11 protein-coding genes are annotated in these 12,490 nt (G+C 65.8%); 1 reads left to right on the top strand and 10 read right to left on the bottom strand.

The window, feature by feature from the left end; translation table 11 throughout:
• Positions 1-19: 19 nt before the first annotated feature.
• The 9 genes from proX to AB4Z10_RS25800 all read right to left on the bottom strand — a co-directional run bounded on the left by proX (position 20) and on the right by AB4Z10_RS25800 (position 10,244).
• On the bottom strand, positions 20-1,054 hold the full coding sequence (gene proX / locus AB4Z10_RS25840; RefSeq protein ID WP_441473269.1) for a glycine betaine/L-proline ABC transporter substrate-binding protein ProX: 1,035 nt from the start codon (positions 1,052-1,054) through the stop codon (positions 20-22).
• 151 nt (positions 1,055-1,205) lie between these two features.
• Entirely contained in the window at positions 1,206-2,159 is a 954-nt protein-coding gene (locus AB4Z10_RS25835; RefSeq protein ID WP_441473268.1) for an ABC transporter permease, read from the bottom strand.
• Positions 2,152-3,339, bottom strand: coding sequence for a quaternary amine ABC transporter ATP-binding protein (locus AB4Z10_RS25830; RefSeq protein ID WP_441473267.1), 1,188 nt, complete (start codon positions 3,337-3,339; stop codon positions 2,152-2,154). Before AB4Z10_RS25830 ends, AB4Z10_RS25835 begins: the two co-directional genes overlap by 8 nt.
• 157 nt (positions 3,340-3,496) lie before the next feature.
• A complete protein-coding gene (locus tag AB4Z10_RS25825) occupies positions 3,497-3,811 on the bottom strand; it encodes an NIPSNAP family protein (protein WP_441473266.1) in 315 nt (104 codons plus the stop codon).
• On the bottom strand, positions 3,808-4,659 hold the full coding sequence (locus tag AB4Z10_RS25820) for an alpha/beta fold hydrolase (protein WP_441473265.1): 852 nt from the start codon (positions 4,657-4,659) through the stop codon (positions 3,808-3,810). Before AB4Z10_RS25820 ends, AB4Z10_RS25825 begins: the two co-directional genes overlap by 4 nt.
• 3 nt (positions 4,660-4,662) lie before the next feature.
• Positions 4,663-5,763 (bottom strand): LLM class flavin-dependent oxidoreductase, encoded by a 1,101-nt coding sequence (locus AB4Z10_RS25815; protein WP_441473264.1) that lies wholly within the window; start codon positions 5,761-5,763, stop codon positions 4,663-4,665.
• Between the two features lie 35 nt (positions 5,764-5,798).
• Complete coding sequence (locus AB4Z10_RS25810) at positions 5,799-7,310, bottom strand: aldehyde dehydrogenase (protein ID WP_441473263.1); 1,512 nt, start codon at positions 7,308-7,310, stop codon at positions 5,799-5,801.
• Positions 7,311-7,325: 15 nt separating this feature from the next.
• A complete protein-coding gene (locus tag AB4Z10_RS25805) occupies positions 7,326-8,306 on the bottom strand; it encodes a flavin reductase (protein ID WP_441473262.1) in 981 nt (326 codons plus the stop codon).
• A 126-nt stretch (positions 8,307-8,432) separates the two neighbouring features.
• On the bottom strand, positions 8,433-10,244 hold the full coding sequence (locus tag AB4Z10_RS25800) for a helix-turn-helix domain-containing protein (RefSeq protein WP_441473261.1): 1,812 nt from the start codon (positions 10,242-10,244) through the stop codon (positions 8,433-8,435).
• Between the two features lie 146 nt (positions 10,245-10,390).
• On the opposite strand from AB4Z10_RS25800, the gene AB4Z10_RS25795 reads away from it, so the two are divergent.
• Positions 10,391-10,981, top strand: a complete 591-nt coding sequence (locus AB4Z10_RS25795; protein ID WP_441473260.1) for an amino acid synthesis family protein — start codon at positions 10,391-10,393, stop codon at positions 10,979-10,981.
• A gap of 91 nt (positions 10,982-11,072) precedes the next feature.
• On the opposite strand, the gene AB4Z10_RS25790 is transcribed toward AB4Z10_RS25795, so the two are convergent.
• Entirely contained in the window at positions 11,073-12,479 is a 1,407-nt protein-coding gene (locus AB4Z10_RS25790) for an aspartate aminotransferase family protein (RefSeq protein ID WP_441473259.1), read from the bottom strand.
• Positions 12,480-12,490: the final 11 nt, after the last annotated feature.

Raw genomic sequence — 12,490 nt, 5'->3', positions numbered from 1 at the left:
GATGGGATGTCGTCTCTGCTTACTTCGCTGCGCGCCCGGCCGCGACCCAGCTGTCGAACTGAGTCTTGTGGGCACCGACCCATTCATCGGCCATCTTGGTGATCAAGGCGTTGCTGCCGCCGTTCTTGTTGATGTTGAACTCCCAGTGCGACCAGTCCTCAAGCGGGAACTTGATGTTCTCGATCAGCGCCTTCACGGCCGGGTTGGCGGCGACGAACTTCTTGTTCCCGACGGCGCCCCAGTTCCAGGAGGCCATGGCCATGCGGCAGGGATCGGCGCCGCCGGCGCATCCCTTCACGCCCTTGACCAGCGCCGAGCCCTTGTTCGGGACAGAGGGCGGCAGCGCGTCTTCCGGCGTCGGCAGCCAGACGACATCCTTGCCGGGAACGAGCGCGTTGTTCACCCAGGACGGGCTCCAGGCGTAGAAGAAGGCCGGCTCGCCGCGCTTCACGCGGGCCACGGCTTCAACCATCAGCGCCTCGTACTTACCGCGAATAGACTTGACGTTGTCCTTCAGGCCGAACTTGTCGAGCTGAAAGTCGACGACGTCGCCACAGCTCCAGCCGGGATCGCAGTTGATCAGGTCGGCCTTGCCGTCTTTGCCGAACAGCGCCGCGATCTTTGGATCCTTCATCTGGATCAGCGAGGTGATGTTGTGGGCATCTGCCGTCTTCTTGTCGATCAGGTAGCCGTTGATGCCGCCACCGACGATCAGGCCGCCGCCGACGATCTCCGCATCCTTCTCTACCGCGCGGAAGCCAGGCTCGCGCTGCGGGAAGTTGACGTCGGTCGCGAGGTCGAGATCGCCCTGCGCCGCCGCCTGGAAGAACAGCGTCGTGTTTATGGTGCTGAGCTTGACGTCGTAGCCGAGCTCCTTCAGCGCCTTCATCACGATCTGGGCGGTGACGTAGTTGGCGCCGAGGCTGTCACTTTGGGCGTAGCGCACGGTCTTGCCTTTACCGGGCATCTCCTGCGCTTGCGCGGGCGCTGCCGCGAAGGCGAGCGCGCCAGCGGCCATTGCCGCCGTCAACATCTTCAATCTGGTCATGGTCATCGGCTGTTCTCCTCGTCGTCGACCCGTGCCGGTCGTTTTGTTGCTTTCCCCTCCCCGCCTTGCGGTGGGGCTTTAAAAGCCGGGACGCTGTGCTGTCCCGGCCATTCCTTGAATGCGAGAGCCTCGGGTGACCTGGAGCTCCGCGAGACGCTCAGAGCGCCTGCTTCGCCGGCATCACGGCCTGGACGGTCTCGTCCGGGCGGCCGCCTTTGAACAGCCGCGCGACGATGCCGAGCAGCGAGGCTCGTGCAGCGGTCCGGCCGCCTGCCTTGGGGGCTGCAAGCTTCTGGGTGATCCGGTCGAGCACCATGGCCAGGAGCACGATGGCGATGCCGCCCACGGCCGCACGACCGACATCGAGGCGACCAAGGCCCTGCAGAACGACGAGTCCGAGGCCCTCCGCGCCGATCATGGCGACGACAACCGACAGCACCATAGCCGTCAGGACGGTCTGGTTCAGGCCGCCGAGAATGGTCGGGATCGCCAGCGGCAGCTGGATCTCGAAGAGGAGCTGGCGCTTGTCGGCACCGAAGGCGAGGCCGGCCTCGACGATCTCGTGCTCGACCATGCGAATGCCGAGATTGGTGAAGCGGATCAGCGGGGGCACCGCGGCCGTCACGACTGCGACCTCGCCCGGTACCGTGCCGACGCCGAACAGCATCACTACCGGCACGAGATAAACGAAGCTCGGCGTAGTCTGCATGATGTCGAGGATCGGGCGCACGACGTTCCAGACCCGATCGCTGCGCGCGCACCAGATGCCGATCGGGATGCCGATGACGGCGCAGAAGACGATCGCGGTCGAGATCAGCGACAGCGTCGTCATCGCCTCGTTCCAGACGCCGAGCACGGCGATGACGATCAGCGAGACGGCGCTGAAGATCGCGATGCCAAGCGTCGAGAGCCGCCAAGCCAGCAGGAAGAAGCCGACGACGAAGACCGGGAACGGAATCGCGTGGAGAATCCAGTCGTTCAGGCTCAGCAGGTTCTCGACCGGCCATTTGATGGCGAGGAAGATCGGACGCAGGTTGAGCGCGACCCAGCTGACGCCCTGCTGGATCCAGGCGTCGATCGGGAAGACGGCAAGATCGTCTGCCTTAAACATGGCGCTCTCCGGCGGATGCGGTCTTGCAGGAGTTGGAGGAGATGCGGGCCAGGATGTCGTCGGCGCCGAGCGAGCCCATGAACTTGCCCTCATCGTCGACGACCGCGATCGGGCGGCCGTCGCGATAGCTGCGGGCAACGTCGAGGAGCTTCGCGCCGGGGGGGACGCTGACATAGTCGCCGCTCGGTGCTGCGACCCCACCGCCCGCGCGGGCCTGCCCGCAAGCCTCGGCGTCGAGCGTGCCGAGTACCTTGCCGTCGCGGTCGAGCATGAAGCCCGGCCCGCCGGCCTCGCCGACCAGCGTGCCCCGCTCCGATTGCAGGATCGGCTCGGCCGCCCGCATCACCGAGCGCGCGTCGAACAGCCGGGCGCGGTCGACCTCGCGGGTGAAGGCGGCGACATAATCACTGCCCGGTTCCAGCACGATCGACTGCGGCGTGCCTTCGCGGACCAGCTCGCCCTCGGACATGATGGCGATGCGGGTGCCGAGCTTCAGCGCCTCCTGGAAATCATGGGTGATGAACAGGATCGTCTTGTTCAGCGTGCGCTGCAGACGCAGCAGCTCATCCTGCATCTCCGAGCGGATCAGCGGGTCGAGCGCACTAAAGGCCTCGTCCATGATCAGGATGTCGGCGTCGGTGGCGAGCGCGCGAGCAAGGCCGACGCGCTGGCGCATGCCGCCGGACAACTCATGCGGGTAGTGGTAGCCCCAGCGGCCGAGGCCGACGACGGTGAGCACTTCCTCTGCCCGGCGGCGGCGCTCCGCCGGCGCGATGCCGCGCAGTTTCAGGCCGAACTCGACATTTTCGATGACACGCTTGTTGGGCAATAGCGCGAAATGCTGGAAGACCATCGAGATGCGAGTGCGGCGCACCTCGCGCAGCTCCTCCTCACCGAGCGGAACGATGTCGCGCCCGTCGAGCAGGATCTTGCCGGCACTCGGCTCGTTCAGGCGGTTGATGCAGCGCGCCAGCGTCGACTTGCCGGAGCCGGACAGACCCATGACCATGTACATGGCGCCCTGCGGCACGCTCAGCGAGACGTTGTTGAGCCCGACAACCGCGCCGAGCTTCTCGAAGACCTCGTTCTTGTTGCCACCCCGCGCCAGCATCTCCAGCGCCGGGCGGGGCGTGTTGGAAAATATCTTGTACAGATTCTGGATCTGCAGTCGCTCGGTCATATCCGGACCCCTCTTCTCGGCGCCCGATTGATCGGGCTTGTTCGACCTGCCTGCCGACAACCATTAAGTGCCGGCCGGGATGGCGCGTCTTCCTGCGATCCGATGGAGGAACGAGCTCCTCCCTCGTTCCTGCGGAGGAAGATGCGCTTGGCAGCCGCTAACGCAGCGGCGAAAAATCCGTCGGCAGCAGGATCCGGTTCTCGGCCTGCTCGATGTTCTCCGAAAGCTTGGGCAGGAAAGCCTGCCAGCGCGGATCGTCCGCGAGCAGCTGGCGCCGGCGGGTCCTGTCCTCGAAATCGGCATAGGCCCAGAGATGGGTCACATGACTGAGCGCGCCGATCTCGGTGGTGAAGTAGCCGATCAGATGGCCGAGGATCGGCTGCTGGATCGCCAGCCCCTCCTCGCGCACGAGCTGGAGATAGCGGCCCATGCGGCCGTTGCGGATGCGGTAGATGCGTTCTTCGACGATCATGGCCGTGCGTCCTCCCTGCCATCGCCGAGGAAGCCGCCCATCAGCCCGGCGATCTGCTCGGGTGCCTCGGTCAGGATCGAGTGGCGCAGGCCCGGCAGGATGTGCAGCTTTGACCCGGAAATGCGCTCCTGCATGTAGAGCGCCATGCGCGGGTTGGAACCGGCGTCCTCCTCCCCGGTCGCGATCAGGACGGGGACGCGGATCTGGTCAAGCAGCCCGCCGAAATCTGTCTGCGCCAGAACGCGATAGGCCGCGGCATAGCACTCCGGGTCGTTTTCCGCATTGCGCTGGCGCAGCTTGGCGATGAGTTCCGGATTCCTCGCCTGGAAGTCTTCGGTCAACCAGCGCGACAGCGACGCGTCGTAATGCGCGCCGCGATCACCCGCCTGCAAGGCGGCGAGCCGGGCGGCGACGCGATCGCGCTCCTCCTCGGTGCGCCCAGCGACAGTCGATAGCAGCACGAGGCGACGGATGCGGTTCTGATGGGTCAACGCCAGGCGCTGCGCGATCAGCCCGCCGAGCGAGAAGCCGGCGAGGTTGAAGCTCCCGAAGCCGGCCCGGTCGGCAAGCGCCAGCACGTCGCCGACGAAATCGTCGATCTCGTAGCGGCCGCGCACCTTGCTCGAGCGGCCATGGCCGCGCAGGTCGAAGGTCAGGATGCGGAAGCGATCGGAGAGACGCGCGACTACGCCCTCCCAGGCCTCCAGGTAGGAGCCGACGCCGTGGATGCAGATCAGCGGCTCGCCCTGCCCATCTATCCGGTATTTCAGCGTCACGCCGCTGATGGTCAGGCTCTGCGGACCCTCCGCCGGCTTGGCGCTCCGGGCAGCCGTTGTTGCGGCGGCCATCGCCTAGTACCCCACCGCGGCCAGGCGCGGGGCCTGCTCCGCCACCTTGGCCTTCTCGCGCTCGCGAGCGGCGAAATGCGGCATCACCTCATCGATGAAGAGACGCAACGTCTTCACCTGCAATTCGAAGGGCAGGTTGAAGGAGAGGCCCAGCGCGAACTGGTCAACGCCGGCATCCTCGTAGACCTGCAGCTTGCGGATGATCTCGTCGGGCGTGCCGAACATCAGATTGTCGCGCACAGCCTGCGGATTGTAGTTGCCGCGGTTGGCGATGGTTTCGAAGGGAATGGCCTCGGGGAAGCCGTTCGTCACCGTGCCGCTGTTCTGCATCAGGTTTTCAAAATAGCCGCCGTAGTCGACCGAGTGCCGCACCGCGAGCTCCCAATCTGCCTGCCCGTCGTAGACGCAGGTGCGCCGCTGCATCATCAGCTTCGGACGCGACCGCTCCGGATGGTCGGCCACCGCCTTGCGGAACTTCTCACCGAGCACGCCGACCTCGGCCGGGGGCGCCGACAACGGCGTCGACAGGATGTTGGCACCGATGCCGACCGCCCAGTCGAAGGTGCCGGGATCGCGCGCGGCGACCCAGATCGCCGGGTGCGGCTGCTGCAAGGGCTTGGGTACCGATGTGGCGAGCGGAAACTTCCAGTAATGACCGTCGTGCTCGTAGTCGCCGGCCCAGAGCTTCTGCACGGCCGGGACCAGCTCCTTCATGAAGGCGACGCCTTCCTGCTGCGGGATGCCGCCGGCCATGCGGTCGAACTCGTATTGATAGGCGCCGCGCGCGATGCCGAATTCGAGTCGCCCGCCGGTTAGGTGGTCGCAGAGCGCCGCCTCTCCGGCCAGCCGGATCGGCGACCAGTAGGGCGCCACCAGCGTCGCCGTGCCGAGCCGGATGCGGTCGGTGTGCTGGGCGAGCCAGGTCAGCGTCTGGAAGGGGTTTGGCGAGATCGTGCACTCGATGGTGTGGTGCTCGGCGGTCCAGAGCGTCTCGAAGCCGCCCTCGTCGGCGATCTTCGCCAGCGCGCGGAAGTTGCGGACGGCGTCCTGCATGGATTCCTGCGGCGAGAACCGCTCCATGGAGAGCGAAACGGCGAATTTCATGGCTTTCCTCCGTTCTGGTTTCTGTCGCGGACAGCTCAGCGCAGGCGAATGACGAACGGGTCCTGCATGGCGCCCGAATAGTCGATGAGAACGTTCTTCAGGCGCGAGAACTCGCGCATGACCTCGAAGCCGCCGCGGCGGCCATAGCCGCTGTTCTTCATGCCGCCATTGGCGGACATGTAAGCGGCGGAGCGGTAGGTGTTGATCCAGACGGTGCCGGCATCGATGTTGCGGGCGAAGCGCATCGCCCGGTCGATGTCCTTGGTCCAGATGCCGGAGGCGAGGCCGTATTCGGTGTCGTTGGCGAGCTCGATCATCTCCTCCTCGGTCTTGAACGGCACGATGCCGACGACCGGTCCGAAGATTTCCTCGCGCATGAAGCGCATGTCGTTGCGCGCCTCGACCAACACGGTCGGCTCGAAAAACCAGCCGCGTGCCAACTCGCCGTCCTGTGGCTTGCGGCCGCCGGCCGCGACCTTGGCGCCCTCGCGCACGCCAGAGCCGACATAGTCCTCGACCTTGGCTAGCTGAGAGGCCAGCGCGACCGGGCCGATATCGGTGTCCTCGACCTGCGGATGGCCGACCTTGATGCGGCGCGTGCGCTCGACCAGCGCATCGACGAAGCGATCGTAGATCGGCTGCTCGACGAAGCAGCGCGAGCCGGCGACACAGGTCTGGCCGGCGGCGGCGAAGACGCCGGAGACGACGCCGTTCACCGCCCGGTCGATGTCGACATCCGAGAAGATGACATGGGGTGACTTGCCGCCCAGCTCCATCTGGCAGGGCACCAGGTTCTGCGCGGCGTTGCCGGCGATCTTTCGCCCGGTGAAGGTCGAGCCGGTGAAGACGTATTTCGCGATGCCGGGATGGCGCGTCAGCGCCTCGCCCGTTGTGGCGCCATCGCCGGTTACGACGTTGATCACGCCCGGGGGAATGCCGGCCTCGATCGCCAGCTCCGCCAAGGCGAGGCTCGACGCCGTGGCGTGTTCGGAGGGCTTGACGACGATGGTGTTGCCGATCGCGAGGCAGGGCGCGAGCGTGCCGGTCAACATCATCAGCGGCGAGTTCCACGGAATGATCATGCCGATCACGCCGAGCGGCTCGCGCAGGTTGAAGTTCAGCGAGTCGAGCTTGTTGACCGGAATGGTCTCGCCGAGCAGCTTGTCGGCCATGCCGGCGAAATAGAGATAGGAATCGGGAATGGCCCGCATCTGCGCGCGCATTTCCTTGAGCAGCTTGCCGTTGTCGCGGCACTCGATCATCGCCAGCGCGTCGGCATTCGCGAGCACGAGCTCGCCGAGGCGGCGCACCAGCTTGCCGCGCTCGGTCTGCGTCATGCGGCGCCAGGACGGGTTGACGAAGGCGGCCTTCGCCGAGCGCACGGCGGCGTCGACATCGGCCGCGTCGCCCTGGGCGAATTCGTACCAGGGCTCGGCCGTGGTGGGATCGTAGGACGGAACGTAGACGCCGCTTTTCGGAGCGACGAAGGCGCCGTCGATGAACAGGCCCTGGCGCGAACCTTCGAGGGATGTGACGGTAGTCTTCATGATCGCTCTGCCGGCTCAGGATTGCGGAAGGTTGGCCCAGGGCCGCGCGTCGCCGACCATGGCGAGGCGGCCGCCATCATCGGAATCCATGTAGATTCCGAAGCGCTTGCTGGCGCTCTCGCGGGCGTAGCGCCGCAGCATCGAAGAGATCTCCCGGGTCGGAATCTCGTCATAGGGAAGCTGATCGATCGGAAAGAAGCGCAGGCCTGAGGAAAGCTGCTGCGAAGCGGCTTGCTGCGCGAGGCGGGCGCGGTAGATCAGGTAGCCCGGGTCGCCGTCGGTCACATCGAAAACGGAGTAGACGAAGGTGTCGTCGGGCACGAGCGTCAGTGCGTCGCCGCCATCGAGCTTGAGCTCGTTGTCAGCGATGCGGCGCTTCGCGCTCGGCAGCACCCAGCCTCCCTTACCATCCGACCGTAGCAGAAGATTTCCTTCCGCTTCAATCAGATAGCCGACAATCATGCCATGCGACTCGAGCCAGCCTGGCGGCAGCGGATCCTTCACATTGGCATAGCGGCCGCGGCAGAAGCCGAGCGGCGCGGTGGGGCTCGTGCCGAAGGCCTGCACCTCGCCGATCAGCACCAGATGATCGCCGGCATCGACGCGGCTATGCACGGTGCAGTCGAACCAGGTCAGGCAATCCGTGAGCACCGGTGCGCCGGTATGGACGCGATCGTGATTGATCGTGTCGAACTTGTTCGCAGCCTTGGAGGCGAAGAGGTTGGAGACGTCGGTCTGCGCCTCGTGCAGAAGATTGACCGCGAAGGCGTCGGAACTGTTGAAGGCACCGTAGCTATGGGCGCTCTTGCCGACGCAGACCAAAAGCAGCGGCGGGTCGAGCGAGACCGAGGTGAAGGAGTTCGCGGTCATGCCGCGGGGTGCGCCCTCGGCATCGCGCGTGGTGATGACCGTGACTCCAGTCACGAAGGTGCCGAAGGCGCGTCGCAGCGCGACCGGATCGATCGCTGTTGCTGTTTTTTCCGCGGGAGCGAGCATCCGCCTCACCTCGATCAATGCGGGATCGTGGTGAAAGGCTAGGCGACGGGAATGCCCTTCGCTTCCTAGGAACAGCCGGACAAATTCTGGAAATGTTTCGTCGGATCGATGGAGGAGAACTTCGCCTCACGCCACCGTCACTTCGCTGCTTTCGATGACACCGTGCAGCCGGATGGCAAGCTCGATGGCGAAGCGCTTGTCGGCGGTTTCGGGGTCGATACCGAACAGATCCTGAATGCGCGAGAGCCGGTAGCGCAGCGTCGTGACATGGAGCCCCATCGCATCGGCACAGGCCTGGGCACGGCAGCCCTCGCGCAGATAGGCGGCGAGCGTCTCCAGATAGGGCGTGTCGTGCTTGCGGTCATGCGCGATGACCGCGCCGATCGCGCCATCGACGAAGCTACGCACATCCGCCGATTCGGCGGCACCGATCAGCATCGGCATCGGGCCGAAATCGAAGGCCGACAGGGTGCCGCTGCGCCCAAAGGAACGCGCGATACGGATCATGCGCCAGCAGCGCTCCCATTCCTTGGGATAGCTTTCAAGGCCATCGCAGATGCCGCCGAGCACGACGATCGGCTCGCGGTTGAAGCTGTGGCGGAGCACCTCGACCATGCGGCGCGGCAAACGTCCGGCGCGCTCCGCCTCCCCGCTCTTCTCCTCCGGAACGAGGCAGACGAGCCCGCCACCGACCGCGATGACGCTGATCGGCAAGTTCATCTGGCGCGCAAGCCGGGTCACGGCATGATGGCAGTCGATGCTGATATCGGCCGGGAGGGACGGGCCGTCGGGAAAATCCACCACGATCATCCGGGCAGGCGCGCCGAGCGCGAGCCCGAGCCGACGACCGCGCTGGACGATGTCGTCGGCGTCGCGCCAGCGACGCTCGACGATCTCGAAGAAAAGCTCGGTCAAGGTGCGCGTCTCGAAGCGGAAGCGGATGACGCTGCGCATCATCTGCACGCTCAGGGCGAATTTCACGCTGTCGAGCAGCAGCCGCTGGAGATCGCCGCCACTCTCCCCGGCCTCCGGAAAGACCACCAGCGCGCCGACCGCCTGCCCGTCGACATCGAGCGCCTCGATCCGCGCCGTGATCTGCAGACGCTCGATTCCGTTGTCGAGACGCAGACCCAGAGGCTCGGTGCGGCCCGCTGCAACCGCGTCGCGCGCGGCGGCTGTGATCTGCGCCCCGATCGCGCCGTCGAGCCCCCGCTGCCAGGCGGCATCGTCGAAGCGCAGCGGCGCCGGCGAGCGGCTGGCCGCCAGCGCGTTGCCGGCGAAATCCACCACCAGGATCGCGTCTGGCAAGAGTTCGGCGAGCATCGTCGAGAGCGCCACAGTCGAGCCACCTGACAGGACCGCCTGCAGCAGCATGGTCTGGGTCTGCAGCGCGTTCTGCAATTGCTCGGCCGCCTGGCGCTGCGCGCGCAGGCGGTGCTCGCGCTCGACGGCGATGCCGCCGAGATGGACGATCATGCTCATGAAGGCGAGATCGTCGGCCGAGACGTCCTGGATGTCGCGGGAGACGACGTTCAGCACCATGGCCCGCCCCTGCGCATCGGAGCAACTCATCGGCAGCACCAGCACGGTGCGGTAGTCGCGTTCGAAAGCCTCCCGGCGATAGCCGGGGAATTCCTCGGAGGCGCGTGCGTCCCGTATATAGATGGGCTCATTGCGCTGGAGCGCGATCAAGGCTGGGCTGGTGGCCAATTCCCAGCGATCCTCCAAGCGTCGGCGCAGCAAGGTCGGATCATGGCGGACAACGACATGGGCGTCGCCATGAGGAGCGTCGATCGCCATGATCGAACCCAGCGCCCAGCCGCCGTGCTCGCAGGCCGCGCGGATGAGATCGCGGAGCACCGTGTCGAGATCGCCGCCGGAATTGATCCGGCTTGCGACATCACGCAACGAACGCATCTGCGAGGCCTGATCCGCCATGGGTCTCTCCCTACCGACCGCATGCGATCTTACGCTGCATCGCAGGTCGATCCATGAGTTTCTTCCCGCGTTCCGATGGAAGACGATGCGGGAACGGTCTCGCTAGGCTGCTTCACCCATTCACGATCGCAACAGGTGGACACGCCATGGACTACGGCCTTCGCAAGATCTCGACCTTCGTCGAGGAAACCTTCATCGAAGGCGGCAAGGGCGCCGACAAGCCGGTGCGCTTCGTCGTGGTGGCGGCCGTGCTGCACAATCCCTGGGCGGGCCAGGGCTTCGTCGAGAATTTGCGCCCGGAGATCCTGCGCATCGCGCCTGAACTCGGCAAAGAACTGACGAAGCGGCTTGTCGCCGTGATGCCGGCCGAGCAGGTCGAGGCCTATGGCAAGGCTGCCGCCGTCGGCACGAACGGCGAGATCGAGCATGCCTCGGCGCTGATCCACACGCTGCGCTTCGGCAACATGTTCCGTGATGCGGTGAAGGGCACGGCCTTTCTGAGCTTCACCAACACCCGCAATGCGCCGGGCGCGCTCATCTCCCTGCCGATGATCCACAAGAGTGAGACTGGCAAGCGCTCGCATTTCCTCACCGCCCAGTTTCAGATTCCGGACGCTCCGGCCGCCGACGAGGTGCTGGTCGCCATCGGCGCCGCCGACAACAGCCGCGCCCATCCCCGCCTCGCCGATCGCTTTCAGGACATGGAAGAGATGAAGCGAGAGCTGGTGGACGCCTGACGCCACCGAACCGAACAGCTCCCCCAGTCTTGCAGGGCCCGCCCATCCGGCGGCCCCTTTTTTCGTGGCCAGAGAGCGCCGGGCCGCCATCTCAGGCGAGCGCGACCTTGTCACGGGCGAGCTCGTCCATCACCTCCCGCACCGCCTTCTCAGCGATGACGACGATCTCATCGACCTCGTCGCGAGTCGTGACCAGCGGCGGCGCGAAGCCGAGGATCTCGCCATGCGGCATGGCCCGGGCGATCAACCCGCGATCGCGTGCTGCCTTGGAGATACGGGCGCCGACCTTCAGGCCGGGATCGAAACGCGTCTTGCGCTCGCGGTTGGCGACGAATTCGAGCGCGCCCAGCATGCCGACACCGCGAACCTCGCCGACGATCGGCAGTTGCGCGAAGACCGCCTTCAGTCGCTCCTGGAAATAGCCGCCGACCTCGCGCGCCTTGCCCGCCAGATCCTCCCTCTCGACGATGTCGAGCACGGCGTTCGCTGCGGCGGCGCCGATCGGATGACCGGAATAGGTGTAGCCGTGCGAGAAGGCGCCGACGCGGTCCGCGCCCTCCTCCATCACCTTGTAGACCTTGTCGCCGACGATCGCCGCCGAGAGCGGGAAATAGGCCGAGGTCAGCCCCTTGGCGACGGTGATGAGATCGGGCTCGATGCCATAGAGATGCGAGCCGAAAGGCGTGCCGATGCGGCCGAAACCGGTGACCACCTCGTCGGCGATGAGCAGCACGTCGTATTTGCGCAAGATGGCCTGGATCGCCGTCCAGTAGCCCTCCGGCGGCGGGGTGATGCCGCCCGTGCCGAGCACCGGCTCGCCGATGAAGGCGCCGACCGTCTCCGGCCCCTCGCGCAGGATCAGCTCTTCCAGTTCGGAGGCGAGGCGCTTCGAGAACTCGGCTTCCGTCTCGCCGGGCTGGGCGCCCCAATAGTGATGTGGCGCGCCGGTGTGGAGGATGCCGGAAAGCGGCAGGTCCATATGGTCGTGGTAGAAGCTCATCCCGGTCATCGAGCCGGAAACGACGCTGCAGCCATGGTAGCCGCGCAGCCGCGAGATGATCTTCTTCTTTCGCGGCTGACCACGCAGATTGTTGTAGTACCAGACGAGTTTGGCCTGGGTTTCGTTCGCGTCCGAGCCGGACATCCCGTAGAAGACCTTGCTCATCTTGCCTGGCGCCATCCTGACGAGACGATCCGACAGGATGGCGAGCTCATCCGTCGTGTGGGCGGCGTAGGAGTGGTAATAGGCCAGCCGGTAGGCCTGCCGGGAGATCGCCTCGGCGACTTCCGTACGGCCATAGCCGATATTGACGCAGTAGAGCCCGGCGAAGCCGTCGATATAACTGCGGCCTGTCGCGTCCTGGATGCGGATGCCCTTGCCGGTCTCGACGATGGTGGGATCGCCGAGCTTGCCGGTGGCGAAGTCCTTAAGCTGGGTGAAGGGATGCAGGGTGCTGGCGCGATCCAGCGCGCCGATCGTCGCGATGTCGATCGTCATAGTCTTGCTCC

It is taken from the genome of Allobosea sp. RAF48 (genome assembly GCF_052114025.1).
Taxonomy (GTDB): Bacteria; Pseudomonadota; Alphaproteobacteria; order Rhizobiales; family Beijerinckiaceae; genus Allobosea.
The sequence above is the reverse complement of the archived record's forward strand: the minus strand, read 5'-3'. Positions and strand labels throughout refer to the sequence as shown.

Excerpts from the sequence above, each read along its gene's own strand:
- AB4Z10_RS25805 (WP_441473262.1), bottom strand. The coding sequence starts at position 8,306 with ATGCTCGCTCCCGCGGAAAAAACAGCAACAGCGATCGATCCGGTCGCG.
- proX (WP_441473269.1), bottom strand. The coding sequence starts at position 1,054 with ATGACCATGACCAGATTGAAGATGTTGACGGCGGCAATGGCCGCTGGC.
- AB4Z10_RS25820 (WP_441473265.1), bottom strand. The coding sequence starts at position 4,659 with ATGGCCGCCGCAACAACGGCTGCCCGGAGCGCCAAGCCGGCGGAGGGT.
- AB4Z10_RS25825 (WP_441473266.1), bottom strand. The coding sequence starts at position 3,811 with ATGATCGTCGAAGAACGCATCTACCGCATCCGCAACGGCCGCATGGGC.
- AB4Z10_RS25790 (WP_441473259.1), bottom strand. The coding sequence starts at position 12,479 with ATGACGATCGACATCGCGACGATCGGCGCGCTGGATCGCGCCAGCACC.
- AB4Z10_RS25835 (WP_441473268.1), bottom strand. The coding sequence starts at position 2,159 with ATGTTTAAGGCAGACGATCTTGCCGTCTTCCCGATCGACGCCTGGATC.
- AB4Z10_RS25800 (WP_441473261.1), bottom strand. The coding sequence starts at position 10,244 with ATGGCGGATCAGGCCTCGCAGATGCGTTCGTTGCGTGATGTCGCAAGC.
- AB4Z10_RS25815 (WP_441473264.1), bottom strand. The coding sequence starts at position 5,763 with ATGAAATTCGCCGTTTCGCTCTCCATGGAGCGGTTCTCGCCGCAGGAA.
- AB4Z10_RS25830 (WP_441473267.1), bottom strand. The coding sequence starts at position 3,339 with ATGACCGAGCGACTGCAGATCCAGAATCTGTACAAGATATTTTCCAAC.
- AB4Z10_RS25795 (WP_441473260.1), top strand. The coding sequence starts at position 10,391 with ATGGACTACGGCCTTCGCAAGATCTCGACCTTCGTCGAGGAAACCTTC.
- AB4Z10_RS25810 (WP_441473263.1), bottom strand. The coding sequence starts at position 7,310 with ATGAAGACTACCGTCACATCCCTCGAAGGTTCGCGCCAGGGCCTGTTC.